The organism is Novosphingobium resinovorum, assembly GCF_027922145.1.
Classification (GTDB): Bacteria; Pseudomonadota; Alphaproteobacteria; order Sphingomonadales; family Sphingomonadaceae; genus Novosphingobium; species Novosphingobium resinovorum.
Genome location: NZ_BSFC01000019.1, coordinates 255,249 through 272,749 on the forward strand (window position 1 = coordinate 255,249; position 17,501 = coordinate 272,749).

Annotated in this window: 14 protein-coding genes; 9 read left to right on the top strand and 5 right to left on the bottom strand. The window is 63.9% G+C overall.

The features are described 5' to 3' along the window. Positions 1–124 precede the first annotated feature (124 nt). The 3 genes from gltB (at position 125) to PKE80_RS11165 (ending at position 6,767) form a co-directional block, all read left to right on the top strand. On the top strand, positions 125–4,762 hold the full coding sequence (gltB, locus tag PKE80_RS11155) for a glutamate synthase large subunit (RefSeq protein ID WP_271182532.1): 4,638 nt from the start codon (positions 125–127) through the stop codon (positions 4,760–4,762). A 19-nt stretch (positions 4,763–4,781) separates the two neighbouring features. Next, complete coding sequence (locus tag PKE80_RS11160; protein WP_069708567.1) at positions 4,782–6,215, top strand: glutamate synthase subunit beta; 1,434 nt, start codon at positions 4,782–4,784, stop codon at positions 6,213–6,215. A 243-nt stretch (positions 6,216–6,458) separates the two neighbouring features. Beyond that, positions 6,459–6,767, top strand: coding sequence for a putative quinol monooxygenase (locus PKE80_RS11165; protein WP_271182533.1), 309 nt, complete (start codon positions 6,459–6,461; stop codon positions 6,765–6,767). A 28-nt stretch (positions 6,768–6,795) separates the two neighbouring features. Here the strand turns inward: PKE80_RS11165 and ung are convergent, their stop codons facing one another. Continuing rightward, positions 6,796–7,485, bottom strand: coding sequence for a uracil-DNA glycosylase (gene ung / locus PKE80_RS11170; protein WP_037521256.1), 690 nt, complete (start codon positions 7,483–7,485; stop codon positions 6,796–6,798). A gap of 83 nt (positions 7,486–7,568) precedes the next feature. On the opposite strand from ung, the gene PKE80_RS11175 reads away from it, so the two are divergent. From PKE80_RS11175 to PKE80_RS11200, 6 genes are all read left to right on the top strand, one after another. Beyond that, positions 7,569–8,192, top strand: a complete 624-nt coding sequence (locus PKE80_RS11175) for a ribonuclease D (RefSeq protein ID WP_271182534.1) — start codon at positions 7,569–7,571, stop codon at positions 8,190–8,192. Between the two features lie 28 nt (positions 8,193–8,220). Beyond that, positions 8,221–8,868, top strand: coding sequence for an LPS export ABC transporter periplasmic protein LptC (gene lptC, locus PKE80_RS11180; protein WP_271182535.1), 648 nt, complete (start codon positions 8,221–8,223; stop codon positions 8,866–8,868). Beyond that, positions 8,865–9,392, top strand: a complete 528-nt coding sequence (locus tag PKE80_RS11185; protein ID WP_271182536.1) for an LptA/OstA family protein — start codon at positions 8,865–8,867, stop codon at positions 9,390–9,392. The genes lptC and PKE80_RS11185 overlap by 4 nt, the downstream gene beginning before the upstream one ends. A 103-nt stretch (positions 9,393–9,495) precedes the next feature. Further along, positions 9,496–9,927 (top strand): hypothetical protein, encoded by a 432-nt coding sequence (locus PKE80_RS11190; RefSeq protein ID WP_271182537.1) that lies wholly within the window; start codon positions 9,496–9,498, stop codon positions 9,925–9,927. Positions 9,928–9,975: 48 nt separating this feature from the next. After that, on the top strand, positions 9,976–10,758 hold the full coding sequence (locus PKE80_RS11195; protein ID WP_271182538.1) for a hypothetical protein: 783 nt from the start codon (positions 9,976–9,978) through the stop codon (positions 10,756–10,758). Between the two features lie 51 nt (positions 10,759–10,809). Then, positions 10,810–11,748, top strand: coding sequence for a hypothetical protein (locus tag PKE80_RS11200; protein WP_271182539.1), 939 nt, complete (start codon positions 10,810–10,812; stop codon positions 11,746–11,748). 17 nt (positions 11,749–11,765) lie between these two features. Here the strand turns inward: PKE80_RS11200 and PKE80_RS11205 are convergent, their stop codons facing one another. From PKE80_RS11205 to leuS, 4 genes are all read right to left on the bottom strand, one after another. After that, positions 11,766–13,166, bottom strand: coding sequence for a sugar transferase (locus PKE80_RS11205; protein ID WP_271182540.1), 1,401 nt, complete (start codon positions 13,164–13,166; stop codon positions 11,766–11,768). Positions 13,167–13,307: 141 nt separating this feature from the next. Continuing rightward, positions 13,308–14,363, bottom strand: coding sequence for a DNA polymerase III subunit delta (holA, locus tag PKE80_RS11210; protein ID WP_271182541.1), 1,056 nt, complete (start codon positions 14,361–14,363; stop codon positions 13,308–13,310). A 6-nt stretch (positions 14,364–14,369) separates the two neighbouring features. Beyond that, complete coding sequence (lptE, locus tag PKE80_RS11215) at positions 14,370–14,870, bottom strand: LPS assembly lipoprotein LptE (protein ID WP_271182542.1); 501 nt, start codon at positions 14,868–14,870, stop codon at positions 14,370–14,372. Further along, the gene (leuS, locus tag PKE80_RS11220; protein ID WP_271182543.1) at positions 14,867–17,437 is read right to left on the bottom strand and encodes a leucine--tRNA ligase; all 2,571 of its coding nucleotides are present in this window, start codon (positions 17,435–17,437) and stop codon (positions 14,867–14,869) included. The genes lptE and leuS overlap by 4 nt, the downstream gene beginning before the upstream one ends. Between the last annotated feature and the right edge of the window lie 64 nt (positions 17,438–17,501).

A 17,501-nucleotide genomic window follows, 5' to 3' on the forward strand; every position in this document is an offset into this window, starting at 1 on the left:
CCCTGAATCGTCATGGGGACCGTGGGGTCACTATGCCGCGTGGGGTCGTTCGCACGATTCGGTGCGAATCCGCAGGCATGCCCAAGTGACGCCCGCCAAAAAAACACAGGATGGGTTTATATCGATGGGATTTCCTAAGCCCCAGGGCCTCTATGACGCGCGCAATGAACACGACGCCTGCGGTGTGGGCTTCGTCGCCCATATCAAGGGCCAGAAAAACCACGCGATCATTACCCAGGCTCTGGAGATTCTGAAAAACATCGACCACCGCGGTGCGGTGGGCGCCGACCCCTTGCTGGGCGACGGCGCGGGCATCCTGACCCAGATTCCCGACCAGCTGCTGCGCACCTGGGCCACTTCCGAGGGCCTCGAACTGCCGCAGGCGGGCGACTACGCGGTCGCCATGTGCTTCCTGCCGCAGGACGACGCCTCGCGCGAGATGATCGTCTCGGTGTTCGAGAAGTTCATCAAGAAGGAAGGCCAGCACCTGATCGGCTGGCGCGACGTGCCCGTCACCACTGACGGCCTCGGCAAGACCGTGCTCGAATCGATGCCGGTGATCCGCCAGTGCATCGTCGGGCGCGGTGAAAGCTGCGCCGACCAGAACGCCTTCGAGCGCAAGATCCTGGCGATCCGCAAGCAGACCCAGAACCCGCTGGCGGCGCTGGCCGAGAAGCATGACATGCCGGGGCTCACCGAGCTGTACATGCCCAGCTTCTCGACCCGCACGATCGTCTACAAGGGCCTGCTGCTGGCGACCCAGGTGGGCTCGTTCTACGACGACCTGCGCAACCCGGAATTCGTCTCGGCCCTCGGCCTCGTGCACCAGCGCTTCTCGACCAACACCTTCCCGAGCTGGAAGCTGGCGCACCCGTTCCGCTTCATGGCGCACAACGGCGAGATCAACACCGTTCGCGGCAACGTGAACTGGATGAATGCGCGCCGCCGCACCATGGAATCCGAGCTGCTCGGCGCCGATCTCGACAAGATGTGGCCGCTGATCCCGCACGGCCAGTCGGACACCGCGTGCCTCGACAACGCGCTCGAACTGCTGATCGCGGGCGGATACTCCATGGTTCACGCCATGATGATCCTGGTGCCCGAGGCGTGGGCGGGCAACCCGCTGATGACCCCGGAACGCCGCGCGTTCTACGAATATCACGCCGCGCTGATGGAGCCGTGGGACGGCCCCGCCGCCGTCGCCTTCACCGATGGCCGCCAGATCGGCGCCACGCTGGACCGCAACGGGTTGCGCCCCGCGCGCTTCCTCGTCACCGACGACGACCTGTGCGTCATGGCGTCCGAGAGCGGCGTCCTTCCGATCAAGGAAGACAACATCGTGCGCAAGTGGCGTCTCCAGCCCGGCCGCATGCTGCTGATCGACTTCGAGGAAGGCCGCATCATCGAGGACGAGGAGATCAAGACCAAGCTGGCCGAGGCCGAGCCCTACGAAGAGTGGCTCGACCGCACGCAGTACAAGCTGGCCGATCTCGACGTGATCGAACCCGAACTGGCCGAGCTGCCCAAGCCAACCGGCACGCTGCTCGATCGCCAGCAGGCGTTCGGCTACACGCAGGAAGACACCACCCGCTTCCTCGAACCGATGGCCGTCAACGCCGACGATCCGCTCGGCTCGATGGGCACCGACACGCCGATCCCGGTGCTGTCGCACAAGTCGCGACTGCTCTACGACTACTTCAAGCAGAACTTCGCGCAGGTCACCAACCCGCCGATCGACCCGATCCGCGAGGAACTGGTGATGAGCCTGGTCACCATGATCGGCCCGCGCCCGAACCTGCTGGGTCATGACGCCGGGACGCACAAGCGCCTCGAAGTCAGCCAGCCGATCCTGACCGACCTTGGCCTCGCCAAGATCCGCTCGGTGGAGGCCGCGCTCGACGGCGCGTTCCGCACCGGCACCATCGACATGACCTGGGACGCCAAGACCGGCGCCGCAGGGCTTGAGCTGGCAATCAAGGAAATGTGCTGGGCCGCGACCGAAGCGGTGCTGGCGGACAAGAACATCCTGATCCTGTCCGACCGCAGCGTCGGCCCGGACCGGATCGCCATGCCCGCTCTGCTGGCGACGGCAGCCGTCCACCACCACCTCGTCCGCCAGGGCCTGCGCATGCAGACCGGCCTTGTCGTGGAAACCGGCGAAGCGCGCGAAGTGCATCACTTCTGCGCTCTGGCAGGCTACGGCGCCGAAGCGATCAATCCCTACCTCGCGCTCGAGACCATCGAGGAAATGCGGGTGCGCAAGAACCTGCCGGTCTCGGCCGAGCAGGCGGCGAAGAACTACGTCTACGCCATCGGCAAGGGCATCCGTAAGGTCATGTCCAAGATGGGCATCTCGACCTACCAGTCGTACTGCGGCGCGCAGATCTTCGACGCGGTCGGCCTGTCCACCGCGTTCGTCGACAAATACTTCTCCGGAACCGCCACCACCATCGAGGGTGCGGGCCTTGCCGAGATCGCGGAAGAAACCGTGCGCCGCCACGATGCGGCCTACGGCGACAACCCGGTCTTCAAGAACATGCTCGACGTGGGCGGCATCTACGGATCGCGCGTGCGCGGCGAGGAACATGCCTGGACCAGCGAGAACATCGGCCTGCTCCAGCACGCCGTCCGCGGCAACGTGCCTGAAAAGTACCGCGCCTTCGCGCAGACCATCAACGACCAGTCGGAGCGCATGCTCACGATCCGTGGCCTGATGGACTTCGTGCCCGGCCAGTCGATCCACATCGACGACGTCGAGCCCGCGAGCGAGATCGTGAAGCGCTTCGCCACCGGCGCGATGAGCTACGGCTCGATCAGCTGGGAAGCGCACACCACGCTGGCCGTGGCGATGAACCGCATCGGCGGCAAGTCGAACACCGGCGAAGGCGGCGAAGACCCCAAGCGCTTCAAGCCGCTGGACAACGGCGACACCATGCGCTCGTCGATCAAGCAGGTTGCTTCGGGCCGCTTCGGCGTCACCACCGAGTACCTGGTCAACGCCGACGACATCCAGATCAAGATGGCGCAGGGCGCGAAGCCCGGCGAAGGTGGCCAGCTGCCGGGCGACAAGGTGGACAAGACCATCGGCGCGACCCGTCACTCGACCCCGGGCGTCGGCCTGATCTCGCCGCCGCCGCACCACGACATCTACTCGATCGAAGACATCGCGCAGCTCATTCACGATCTCAAGAACGTGAACCCGACCAGCCGCGTCTCGGTCAAGCTGGTGTCCGAAGTGGGCGTGGGCACGGTTGCGGCTGGCGTCTCCAAGGCGCGCGCGGACCACATCACGATCTCGGGCTACGAAGGCGGCACCGGCGCTTCGCCGCTGACCTCGCTGACGCACGCGGGTTCGCCCTGGGAGATCGGCCTGGCCGAGACCCAGCAGACCCTGCTGCTCAACAACCTGCGCAGCCGCGTGGTGGTCCAGGCCGACGGCGGCCTGCGCACCGGCCGTGACGTCGCGGTTGCCGCGCTGCTCGGCGCCGAGGAATTCGGCTTCGCCACCGCGCCGCTGATCGCGGCGGGCTGCATCATGATGCGCAAGTGCCACCTCAACACCTGCCCGGTGGGTGTCGCCACGCAGAACCCGGTGCTGCGCGCGCGCTTCACCGGCCAGCCCGAGCACGTCATCAACTACTTCTTCTTCGTGGCGGAAGAACTGCGCGCGATCATGGCCGAACTCGGCTTCCGCACCATCCCCGAGATGGTCGGCCGCGTCGATCGCCTCGACATGAAGAAGGCCATCAGCCACTGGAAGGCCAAGGGCGTCGATCTCTCCAAGGTGCTCTACCAGGCACCGCTGGGCGACGGCCCCTCGCTGGGCTGGAGCGAAGTGCAGGACCACGGCCTCGAACACGCGCTGGATAACGCGCTGATCGAGGGCGCTGCCGATGCTCTGGAAAAGCGCGAAGCCGTCCGCATCGAAAAGCCCGTCATCAACGTCAACCGCACGGTCGGCGCGATGCTTTCGGGTGAAGTCGCCCGTCGCTACGGCCATGACGGCCTGCCCGACAACACGATCAACGTGAAGCTCACCGGCGTCGCCGGCCAGAGCTTCGCCGCCTGGCTTGCCCACGGCGTCACGCTCGACCTGACCGGCGATGCCAACGACTATGTCGGCAAGGGCCTCTCGGGCGGCCGCGTGATCGTGCGCCAGCCGAGCCATGTGAACCGTGACCCGCTCAAGAACATCATCGTCGGCAACACCGTGCTCTACGGCGCGATTTCCGGTGAGGCGTTCTTCAACGGCGTCGGCGGCGAGCGTTTCGCGGTCCGCAACTCGGGCGCGATCGCGGTCGTCGAAGGCTGCGGCGACCATGGCTGCGAGTACATGACCGGCGGCGTCGTGATGGTGCTGGGCAAGACCGGCCGCAACTTCGCGGCGGGCATGTCGGGCGGCATCGCCTACGTCTACGACGAGGACGGCGAGTTCGCGAAGCTGGTCAACCCCTCGATGGTGGATCTGCAGCCGATCTCCGCCGAAGCCGACGAGGACGAAGGCACGGGTCGTCCCCAGCAGCGCACCGTCTCGGTCCGCGACCTGGGCATGGGCGACATGCTGCGCCACGATGCGGAGCGCCTGCGCATCCTGCTCGAACGCCACCACCTGCACACCGGCTCGAAGCGAGCCCGCGCATTGCTCGACGATTGGGCAACCACGCTGGGCAAGTTCGTCAAGGTGATGCCGCGCGACTTCGCGAAGGCCCTGCGCCAGCAGGAGGCCGAACGCCTCGAAGCCGCCTCGGTCGCAGCAGAATAAGATTTAGGAACGTATCAAGATGGGCAAGGAAACCGGCTTCCTCGAACTCGACCGCAAGGACCGCACGTACGGTCCGGTCGAGGATCGCCTCAAGAACTACAACGAGTTCGTCGTCCCCCTCTCGCCCGAGGCGCTGAAGGCACAGGCGTCGCGCTGCATGAACTGCGGCGTGCCGCACTGCCACACCGGCTGCCCGGTCAACAACATCATCCCCGACTGGAATCACCTGGTCTACGAGGACGACTTCAAGAACGCGCTGGAAGTCCTCCACTCGACCAACAACTTCCCCGAGTTCACCGGCCGCATCTGCCCCGCCCCGTGCGAGGCGGCCTGCACGCTCAACATCATCGACGAGCCCGTGACCATCAAGTCGGTGGAATGCGCGATCGTCGACAAGGGATGGCAGGAAGGGTGGATCACGCCGCAGGTACCCGAAAAGCGCACCGGCAAGTCGGTCGCCGTCGTCGGCTCTGGCCCGGCGGGCATGGCCTGCGCCCAGCAGCTCGCCCGCGCCGGTCACTCGGTCACCCTGTTCGAGAAGAACGACCGCGTCGGCGGGCTGATGCGTTACGGCATCCCCGACTTCAAGATGGAGAAGCACCTCATCAACCGCCGCCTCGTGCAGATGATGGCGGAAGGTGTGGAGATCAAGACGTCGGTTGAAGTGGGCGTTACCGTCTCGGTCGCCTCGCTCAAGGAGAACTTCGACGCGGTGGTCTTCGCCGGCGGCGCGGAAGACCCGCGCCCGCTCGCGATCCCCGGCTTCGAGCTTCCCGGCGTGCGCTACGCGATGGAGTTCCTGACCCAGCAGAACAAGCGCAACGCCGGCGACGACGAACTGCGCGCCGCCCCGCGCGGCACCCTGTCGGCCACCGGCAAGCACGTCATCGTCATCGGCGGCGGCGATACCGGTTCGGACTGCGTCGGCACCTCCAACCGCCAGGGCGCCGCTTCGGTGACCCAGCTGGAGATCATGCCCAAGCCGCCGACGATGGAAGACAAGGCGCTGTCGTGGCCGTTCTGGCCGCTCAAGCTGCGCACCTCTTCCAGCCACGAGGAAGGTGCGACCCGCGACTGGGCCGTGCTGACCAAGCGCGTCATCGGCGACAACGACGTCAAGGGCCTCGAATGCGTCCGCGTCGAGTGGAAGGGCGGCAAGATGCAGGAGATCGAAGGCAGCGAGTTCACGCTCGAAGCCGACCTGATCTTCCTCGCCATGGGCTTCCTCGGCCCGCGCAAGGCCGGCATGCTCGACCAGTCGGGCGTCGAACTGGACGCGCGCGGCAACGTGAAGGCGAACGTCTTCGAATACCGCACCAGCGACGAGAAGATCTGGTCCTGCGGCGACATGCGCCGCGGTCAATCGCTGGTCGTTTGGGCGATTCGCGAAGGCCGCCAGTGCGCGCGTTCGGTGGACGAGGCGCTGATGGGCGTGAGCCAGCTGCCGCGCTGATTTGCGGCGTTGTCGGATTGAGAGGGGGCGTGCTGCAAGGCGCGCCCCTTTTTCGTTGCGCCTTGCCTATGGGGCTTCGACATGCTCAGCCTGAGCGGAATTTAAAGAACTGCTCTCCAACCCGCTCAGGCTGAGCTTGCCGAAGCCTTCGCCGCACGCATCACGCCCGCGCGATCACTTCTCCCGCCGCCTTGACCCCGAACCCGTCGCCCGGCTCTCTCCGCACCTAAAGGGAGACCCGTCATGCTGCTCGAAATCGCGGAAATCGAAGTACGTCCCGGAGCCGAAGACCAGTTCGCCAGCGCCATGCGTGATGCCGGGATAGCCCACCTCGCCACCTGCGAGGGCGTGGTCTCCGCCCGCTTCGGACGCGGGGTGGAGAACCCCTCGAAGTTCACCTTCAACGTCGTGTGGACATCGATGGAAGCGCACCAGAACGCCCGCACGCTTGAAGCATTCGGCAGGTTCCGGGCCTGCTTCGGTGATCTCTCGGTCGGCGGCGCGATGAGCCACTACGTGATGGACGAGGCGGTAGAGGGCCGTTCGGCCTGACTCGTCGTCCGGGACGACGAATTCGGAATCACCAGTCGATCGTGCCGCGCCCATGCTCCGCGAGAAACGCATTGGCCCGGCTGAAATGCCCGCAGCCGAAGAATCCCTGATAAGCCGACAGCGGGCTCGGATGCGGCGCCGTCAGCACCAGATGATGGCTCTCCATCAGCCCCGGCACGCTCAGTGCCTTCTTCTTCGCATGGCTGCCCCACAGCATGAATACGCAGGGCTCCGCTTTCGCCGCCACTGCCGCAACGGCCGCGTCGGTGATCGCTTCCCAGCCGCGCTTCTGGTGCGAACCGGCCTGCCCGGCCTCCACCGTCAGCGCGTTGTTGAGCAGCAGCACGCCCTGCCGCGCCCAGTGCTCCAGATTGCCGTGTCCCGGCGCCGCAACACCGCAGTCGGTCGCCAATTCCTTGTAGATGTTGACCAGCGAGGGCGGCACTTTCACCCCCTCCTGCACCGAGAACGACAGGCCATGTGCCTGCCCCGGCCCGTGGTAGGGGTCCTGCCCCAGGATCACCACGCGCACCTGATCGAGCGGGGTAAGTTCCAGAGCCCGCAGCCGGGTGCCGCGCGGGGGATAGATCACCTTGCCCGCCGCTTCCTCGGCCTTGAGCCAGCCGCCCAGCCTGCGCGCCTCGGGCGTCGCCAGCACCGGCCCCAGCGCGGAAGCCCAGCTCTCCGGAACGGCCTGGACGTCCTGTGTTGCCGACATGCCCTCAACCTTTCCGAAAAACCCGCGCGGCAGTGCGCGCGCCATTGCGAAACCGCCAGCCAGTCCCTAAGCATTTTCGGATCATGGCTGTCCATCTCCACGAAGAAGATCTCCCCGAAGGCGTGCTCGCGCCGGGTCCCGTCGCTATCGACACCGAGACCATGGGCCTCATCACCGCCCGTGACCGGCTCTGCGTCGTGCAGATTTCGGATGGCAAGGGCGACGAGCATCTCGTCCGCTTCAAGCCCGGCAGCGATTACGCCGCCCCGAACCTGAAGGCCGTTCTGGCTGATCCGGCGCGCCTGAAGCTGTACCACTTCGCCCGCTTCGACCTTGCCGCGATCGAGCATTACCTCGGCGTCACCGCCGCGCCGGTGTTCTGCACCAAGATCGCCAGCAAGATGGTGCGCACCTATACCGACCGCCACGGCCTGAAGGACCTCGTGCGCGAACTGCTTGGCAAGGAAGTGTCCAAGCAGCAGCAGTCGAGCGACTGGGGCGCCCCCGAACTCACCGAGGCGCAGAAGGACTACGCCGCGTCGGACGTGCGCTACCTGCATGCGATGCACGAAATCCTCGTGGTTCGTCTGGCGCGGGAGAACCGCACCGATCTCGCCCAGGCCTGTTTCGATTTCCTTCCGGCGCGCGCCCGACTGGACCTTGCAGGCTGGCCGGACCACGACATCTTCAGCCACGAAGCAGCCTGACCCGTCCACGGGAGTTACCTGAAAAGCCATGTCCGTCGAAGCCATCAAGATCCAGAACCGCCGTAGGCACTTCGCCGCGCCCGGCGGCTCGCATGATCGGCTCGTCGGAATGCTGGCGAAGGTGCTCCCGGCGGGTATCGGCCTTGTCGCTGCAGTGATGATCCTGGTGCCGCTGTCTCCGCGCGGCGAGATCAGCTTCCTGCTCGACCGCAACAAGGTTGCGATCACCAGCGAACGCCTGCGCGCCGACAATGCCGCCTATCGCGGCAAGGACAACAAGAACCGCGACTTCACCGTCAACGCCGGAACCGCCGTGCAGAAGAGCGCGACCACGCCGATCGTCGAGATGCTGGGCCTCAAGGCCCTGATGAACCTCAACGACGGCCCGGCTGAAATCGTCGCCCCGCGCGGCGCCTACAACTACGACAGCGAGCAGATCGCCGTCGATGGGCCGGTCAACTTCGCCGCGCCCGACGGGTACAAGATGACCACGCGCAACGTGGCCATCGACGTGAAGCAGAAGACGGCCGTGGGTACAGGGGGTGTCGATGGCACCGTGCCGACGGGCACCTTCCGTGCAGACTCGATGAAAGCCGACCTCGAGAACCGCACTGTGACCCTCGAAGGCAACGCCCGCCTGCGCATGACGCCGGGCAAACTCAGGATACCGCAATGATCGCCGCCCCCCGCATGCTCTACCGTACCGCACTGGTCCTGCCGGTGCTGGGCCTCGCCGCCCTTGCCGGGTCGCAGCAACTGGGCGCGCAGGTCTTCAACGGTCACAACTCCAACGCCCCGGTGGACTATGCCGCCGACCGCATCGAACTGCAGGACAAGCAGGATCGGGTGATCCTCTCCGGCAACGTTGACGTTAAGCAGGCGGAACTGCGCCTGCGCGCGGCACGCACGGTGGTGAACTTCACCAACCAGGGCTCAATGCAGATCCAGCGCATCACCGCGAGCGGAGGCGTTGTCGTATCCCGTCCCGACGAGACTGCGACGGGTGATGTCGGCGTCTACGACTTCAACCAGCGCATCATCACGATGACCGGCAATGCCACCATCAAGCGCAGCAACGGCGACGTCCTGCGCGGCGGACGGCTGGTAGTGGACCTCAAGAGCGGCGTGTCATCGGCGTCTGCCGGACCGAACGGACGTGTTTCGGGTACGTTTTCGGTGCCGAAGCAGAACGGGAAGTAAGTTCCGGACCTGGTTCGGATTAATGAATTAACCAAAAGACATTTTCCTACAGCCTATAATGTGCGTAATTGGTTTCGGGTATCCTTCACTTCGAGGAGTCCCGATGCCAAGCAGTCCCATTTCCGTGCCCGCCGGGTATGCGCCCGCATTTGCCATAGGCTTTGCCGCGTCGTCCGGCGGTGACCTGTCTATCGTTGAACCTAGCCGACCGCTGCCGGTCACGTCCGTCCAGCCTCCCGCATCTTCGCCGCTTACCGGAACTGTCCAGGCGCAGACAACTGCCGGTCCCTTTATTCCTGCTGCAGCCCGGCCGGTTTTCCTGACGCTCGCGGGCCTCTGGCAGGGAAATGTCATCATAGCGCGATCCACCGATGGCGGCGCGACGCTCCAGCCACTTACCCTGGCAGGCGAGCCTTGGGCCAGTTTCACTTCCAACGCCTGCGAGGCCGTCTGGGAGGAGTACGAAGCAGGAGCCGCGCTCTACCTCATCGCCGATGTGACATCCGGTTCCCTGCAATATCGCCTGTCTCAATAGACTAGCGACCCAAAGATTCATCGCACAGCTCTCGTTTGGAGAACATCCATGCCAATCGATGTAATCGCGCGCGGAATGGCCGTAGCGCAAGCGCGCTCCTTCGCCTCGAACGAACCGGGCAAAGGTGCTGCACTCATCTTCACGGAAAGCGGCGACAGCTTGCAGACCGTTTCCGAACTTTCGCTTGGTATCGCACCTGTTCTCCCGAGCGGGGGAGACGATACGGTGGCCCTGCAGGCCGCTCTATCGACCGGGTGCTTGATACTGGCCAAGGGAGCAAGTTACCAAATTACCGGAAGCCTTACGTGTCCGGCGTACCGCTGCGTCGTGATCGGTAATGGCGCGCGGCTCAACGTCAACTTCGGATCAGATTACGCCCGCCCGGTTTTCCAGAACGACAAGCAAAAGGACGTCAGTCACACTCTCATCGTTCGCGATCTTGTGATCCGCGGAAACTGCATGATCTTTGATTTTCGATACTCTTCCAACAACCCGGGTGCCGGGATGAAGATCAAAGCAAATTGCATTGACTTCAATACTCTCGACGGAAACCAGCGGCAAGGAACAGGATTAATTATATCCGACCAGATCGACTTTCTTGAAATGTCCAATATTGATATAATAAATGTCGATCAAGTATTCCAGATCGGCGGCGGAGCAGAACGTCGCGATAGCACTCAGCTATCGATGCGCCAGTTCTATATACAACAGGTAAATGGGATCGGATCCATTTCGGGTGTCGATAAATTTACCCTGGAGCAGGTAGATGCAATGACCGTGGACTCAGGCATAGCATACCTCCGATCCTGCAAGAACATTCAATGCCGATAGGTACATGTCGAAGGAATAGGTGCCCCCGGGTATTCGGCCGCCGGCGGCGCAATGCCAGCAGCAGCGCAGGGCTATGGTCATTACATCGCAAATCTCATCGAAATTGGCGTGCATTTCGATCAGTGTAAGACCATAGACCACGGCGGGACCGGCGGAACGGGAAAAGGCAGCATATACATCGGTCAAGCGTCGCTACCGAGGCTTCAGAATGTGAAGCTTACCAACTGTACACTTGCGTTGGCAATGATGGGCTCAGCCAATTGGAAGCCAATAGTCAACAGGGGGCGTTTCAAATGGAGCGGGGCCTGGCCATTCACAGCTGAAGTATCACTTCATGCAATCTCCATGCAGTACCAGGATGCCCAGATCGAAGATCCGGTCATTGATCGAACGAGCGCTGGAAATCTGCTGCCAGGCTCCACGCCGCTGAGCCTGACGGACACTGCGATATCAGGAGGCGGATCGCCTCCAACCCTGTCCGAGGTAGCGGACAGCTATAGCACGTTCACCGGCCATTCGGTGACATTCAATGCCGCAGGATACCAGATGGTCAAGGCCGTCAACGTACCACAGGGCTGGAATACCCTGATCTTCGAAGGACGCCGAACCGCTGGGCTGCCGAGGCTGTTCGCTCAGCAGACCGGCGGCAGCTTCTCCACGTTCGTCGATGCCGTACTGGTTGATGCCGCCGGCGAAGACGTGACCTGGCGCCTCCCCTTCTGGAACGCAACGCCGAACCAGTCCATTAAGATCGGTTTCCTGTCTTCCGCGACAGGCGATGCACTCAATTGCACGTACATCGGCTTGGCGCGGGGCTTGCATGTTCGCAAACCGGTAACCTCGACCCTTGAAACCTTGGCGTCGCTCCCTCCCCCCAGCAACCTTTGGCTGGGCAGACAAGCCATAGTAAGAGCCAACGGAATAGCCGACAGTATATACACTTGCCTGCGTAATGCTGCCGGTAGTGCCACTTGGGTACCGCTCGGCTAGCTCGGCAAGCAGCGGCATCAGAACGCCCTGTCGTGCACCAAGACCCGCATGGTCAGGAAGATGATCTGCAGATCGCGCATGATCGTCCATCCCTCCAGGTATTCCAGGTCAGCCTGGAGGCGGTTGACGAGGTCGGATTCGTGGTCGGTCGCACCTCGGAAACCGCGCACTTGCGCCAAACCTGACAAGCCGGGCTTCAGCGAATGGCGCTGCCAATACCGCAGATCCACTTCCCAGAACAGCTTGTCGCCGGCCAGCGATCCCGTCGCATGCGGGCGCGGGCCGACAAGGCTCATGTCGCCGAGCAGCACGTTGAACAACTGCGGCAGTTCGTCGATACTGGTGCGCCGGATGAAGCGCCCCACGCGCGTGATCCGCTGGTCGTCCTTCGAAGCCGAAACTGAACCGGTGGCATCACCCAGCGACTGCGTCATCGAACGGAACTTGTACATGTTGAAGAAGCGGTTGCCGCGCCCCATGCGGCGCTGCGTAAAGAATACCGAGCCGCCATCCTGCAGCTTCACTGCCAGAGCAACAACGATCAGAAGCGGTGAGAGCGCAAGGATCGCGCCACCCGCGAACGCGACATCGAACAGGCGCTTGACGGCGCGATCGCGCAAGCCGAGCGGCCCGGCTGACACCATCAGCAGGCCGTGCTTGCCGACAACGCGTGCGCCCTGAGCACCAAGCCGCGCAACCTCGTCGTCAAGCACTTCGCCATCGACGTTAGCGCCCTTGAGCATCATGGCCCATTCCGCACGACGTCCAGCAGGACAGCTCACTATCACGCGATCAATGTTGCGCAGTACGAGACCGATACGATCCAAAGCATTCGGGTCGTTGAGATTGGGCCTCAACCCCATACCGGCAGCTGAAATGCGGATCGCTCCACGCAATTGCACCTGAGGCCCACCATCATCGATGATGAGTTCGTTGATGATGTTGTCGCCGCAACGCCAGCGCACGAAACTGCGCAATTGCAGTCGCATCCACGCGACGACGGCCATCGCCGCCAATGCCCCCCCGTTGAAGCCGGAACGCGAAACATCCGCATCGGGCCGGATCAGGAATTGCACGAAGACCACGACGAACACGGCGATGACGATCGCCACAAGCCCACGAAACACCCCTTTCCATCCGTCCTGCAGCGAGGCGGTGGAATAGGCTCCGTTGTAAAGCGCCAGTGTCAGGAAGATCGGCAGGATCAGTTGAGCATGGACAAGGCTTTCACCAAGCCCCTGCGTACCGGCAAGTATATAGCCGGTCGCCGCAAAAGCGATGAAAATCGATACGATGTCTCCCACGACCAGCGAAAGATAGCACTGCAGGCGCCTCCGCTCGAGCGACGGAGCGACGAGCAGATCATCGATATCGATCCGCTCTTTGGCGAGCGCACCTGTTGCAAACGGAGCATTCATGCTGGCAGCACTCGGGCTTGCGAATTCACGCTGAATGCCTCCCTCATCAGAACCTCAGCGCGCGCAGCATGCACGTCATGCTGCGACGCAATAGGTATATGCCTGTATGTACTGAAGAGGCAACCCGAAAAGCGGAATCGGTCAGGACGTGGTAATTGTCGGTCGTTTCGAATTAGGACGCGCGGATCTTGCGATTGTAAGAAGACCGTCAGCTAATAACAGTTCCGCGTTCTGACTGTTAGCCAGCAAAGTCTGGTGAAGCGCTACCAAGCGCGCGACCAGGCGCTCGAGACGATACCCGCGCCAGACCTGCAACTGGGCCGTCAGTGCGGGCTGATCCTTCCAGAATATCCGCCGCGCGCCGGCTTCGGCCTTGAGGAATCCCGCAACGTCGCGGCCGTCACCCAACCGGGCATTCAGGCCCGCGAGTTGCGCCGTTCTGCGTTCGAAGGCAAGCAGAAGACCGACCGGGTTCATACCCTGCTCTCGCATCCGCCTCAGTTCAGGACCAATAGCGTCACGCTTTCCCCCGAGCACCGCATCAACGAGCGGGCCGAAATCGTCATCCTCCGTCGATGCGCCGATCGCGTCGAGGTCTCCTGCCGCGACCGGCCGAGGAGTTTCGGGCGATGCGTCGAGATAAAGCGCCAGCTTAGTCACTTCCGAACGGGCGAGTCGCGTATCGAGACCTGCACCGCGCGCGATGCGTTCGGCGATCTCGCTGCCCAGCTTGAGGCCTGCAGCGTTTGCCATCGTCCGTACCGATGCGGTCGCCGAAGCCAGGTCCGGCGGATAGAACATCGCAACAAGGCCATCAGGCCGTCCCGCAAGCAGCTTGGCGGTCCGCGATTTGTCCGTGGCGCCGGTCGCGACGATCAGGACCGGGCATCCCTCGACAGCGTTTTCCAGCAGGGTCTGGACGGCATCGTGCGCCTCGTCACCCTGCGCGCGAACCCATATGTGGCGCGCGCCGCCGAACAGGGAAGTGGAACGGGCCTCATCACCGAGACGGACGGGGTCGCGGCGCAGTTCCGAACCCGACATTTCGATCCGTTCGCCGGGTTCGGGAAGCAGGGAGAGAATCTTCGCCGCTGCATCTGAAGCTCCCGACTCGTCAGGCCCGCAGAAGAAGAAAACGCGGGCATCGCGGGCAGCACGCTGGGCAAGGCCCGCGAACTCCTTCTGGGTAGCCTTCACGGCCCTTTACTGGGCAGTTTCACCGCGCAGACGCAGCGCGATGTTGGTGACGATGCGCGTGGCGATATCCTTGGACATGTTCTCCAAGGCCGTCTGCTCGGCGGCGATCGTCGCGTAGTCCGAAGAAACGACATCGATTCCCGCATCGGAGCCTGCAGTCTGGTCGAGCACGACTTCGCCGCTGCCCACCTCCACAAGCTGATAGCGTGCGCGCAACGTACGGCGCTCGCGGCCGACGGTATCGTCGGAGAGCAGCGCGAAGCTTTCCAGCTTGTCGTCGAGACGCACATCCAGCCGATACTTCGGCGCCACGCCCTTTGCACCCGAGACGCCAAGCTCGTCGACCAGCGCGTTACGCACCAGCCAGCCTGCCCTGCCCTGGATCGCCGAGACCTCGACGGCGGCAAGCCCCTGCGCGACGGCGGCATTGCCGCCGCCGGCGTACATCGGCTGCAACCCGCACCCGGCGAGCAGCATGGCGGCGGTGAGGGCGACTAAAGCCTTCACGCGACGAGATTTACCAGTCGGTCGGGCACCACGATCACCTTGCGAATTTCCGCACCATCCAGCGCACGCTGCACCTTCTCGCTGGCAAGGGCAAGCGCCTCGAGGTCTTCCTTCGAAGTGCCCTTGGCGACGGTGAGGGTATCGCGCAGCTTGCCCTTGACCTGAACGGCCACGGTGACCTCGTCATCCACCAGCAGCGCCGGATCGACCTCGGGCCAGGCGGCATCGGCGATCAGGCCCTCTCCGATCGAGGCCCAGGCCTCTTCGGCAAGGTGCGGCATCATCGGCGAAACCAGCAGCAGCAGCGTGCGAATCGCGGCGGAACGGCTGGCGGAGGGCTGGGCCTTCTCGACCGCGCCGGTCAGTTCGTAGATGCGCGCCACGGTCTTGTTGAAGCCGAGCGATTCGATGTCGCGCGCCGCAGCATCCACGGTCTGGTGAACCTTGCGGTCCAGCGCCTTGTCTTCACCCGTGGCCGCCGCATCGTACTGCGCGAACAGACGCCACAAGCGCTGGACGAAGCGGCCGCAGCCTTCGATGCCCGCTTCGGACCACGGCAGGTCGCGCTCGGGCGGGCTGTCGGACAGCATGAACCAGCGGATCGCGTCAGCGCCGTACGTCGCGACGATCTCGTCGGGATCGACGACGTTCTTCTTCGACTTCGACATCTTGATGACGCGGCCGACGATAACAGGGCGGCCAGTCGCTATCTCATATACCTTGCCGTCCCGCCGTTCGATCTCGGCTGGCGATACAAAATACTCTCGGCCAACGGGCTTATCCCAATGCTCATGGGAGCCGCCAATCTGAGTCGTGTTCTCAGGGGCAATGTCGAAGACGCTATACGTCTCATGCGTGACCATGCCCTGCGTGAACAGGCTGCCGAACGGTTCCTTGACCTCGATCTTGCCGATGCGGGCCAGCGCGCGGGTCCAGAAGCGGGCGTAGAGCAAGTGCAGGATCGCATGCTCGATGCCGCCGATGTACTGCTCCACCGGAAGCCACTCGGCAATTTTTGCCGGGTCGAACGGGCGGTCGTCAGGCTGGCTGGCAAAGCGCAGGAAGTACCACGAGCTATCGACGAAAGTGTCGAGCGTGTCGGTCTCGCGGCGGGCCGGGTGGCCGCACTGCGGGCAGTCGACATGCTTCCAGGTCGGGTGGCGCACCAGCGGGTTGCCCGGCGTCTGGAAATCGACGTCCTCGGGCAGCACGACGGGCAAGTGCTTCTTGGGCACCGGCACCACGCCGCAGACCTCGCAGTGGATGAACGGGATCGGCGTGCCCCAGTAGCGCTGGCGCGAAACGCCCCAGTCGCGCAGGCGCCACACCGTCTTGCCCTCGCCCCAGCCTTCGCCTTCAGCGCGGGCGATGACGGCGGCCTTGGCCTCCGCGACGCTCAGGCCGTTCAGGAAGTCGGAGTTCACCAGAACGCCGTCGCCCGCCTCGGACTCGCCGTCGAAGGGCTTGTCAGCCTCCTCGGCGCTCGCCGCGACGACGCGCGCGATCGGAAGCTGGTACTTGGTCGCGAATTCGAAGTCGCGCTGGTCGTGGCCCGGCACGGCCATGACCGCGCCGGTGCCGTAGTCCATCAGCACGAAGTTGGCGATGTAGACCGGCAGCTGTGCGCCCGAGAACGGGTGCTTCGCGGTGATGCCGGTATCGAAGCCCAGCTTCTCGGCCGTTTCAAGCTCTGCGGCGGTGGTGCCGCCCTGCTTGCACAGCGCGATGAAGTCCTGAACTTCGGGTCGCCCTTCGGCCGCGCCTTGCGCGATCGGGTGATCGGCGGCAACGGCAACGAAGCTTGCGCCGAAGATCGTGTCCGGGCGGGTCGAGTAGACCTCCACCTTTCCACCGGTCGAAAGGTCGAAGCTGAACTGCAGGCCCTGTGACTTCCCGATCCAGTTCTCCTGCATCGTACGGACCTTCTCGGGCCACTTGTCGAGGGTGGAGAGGCCGTCGAGCAGTTCGTCGGCGAAGTCGGTGATCTTGAGGAACCACTGGGAGAGCTTGCGCTTCTCGACCAGTGCGCCCGAGCGCCAGCCGCGCCCGTCGATCACCTGCTCGTTCGCCAGCACGGTCTGGTCGACCGGATCCCAGTTCACCGCGGATTCCTTGCGGTAGACCAGGCCGTGTTCGTACAGGTCGAGGAACAGCGCCTGTTCCTGGCCGTAATATTCCGGCTCGCAGGTCGCGATCTCGCGGCTCCAGTCGAGCGCGAAGCCCAGGCGCTTGAGCTGGGCCTTCATGTTGGCGATGTTCTCGCGCGTCCAGCCGCCGGGGTGGACGCCCTTTTCCATCGCCGCGTTCTCGGCCGGCATGCCGAAGGCGTCCCAGCCCATCGGGTGCAGGACTTCGAAGCCCTTCATCCGCTTGTAGCGCGCCAGCACGTCGCCCATCGTGTAGTTGCGGACGTGGCCGATGTGGATGCGGCCCGAGGGATACGGGAACATCTCCAGCACGTAGCTGCGCGGCTTCGTGGAAGTGTCGTCGGCGCGGAAGCTCTGCGCTTCGTCCCACGCAGCCTGCCAGCGCGTGTCCGCCTGTGCGGGATCGAACCGCTCGGTCATCTTTGTCTAAACTCCTGCGGGACCGGCCCGCCAAATGAACGGGGCGGCCGCAAGGGCCGCCCGA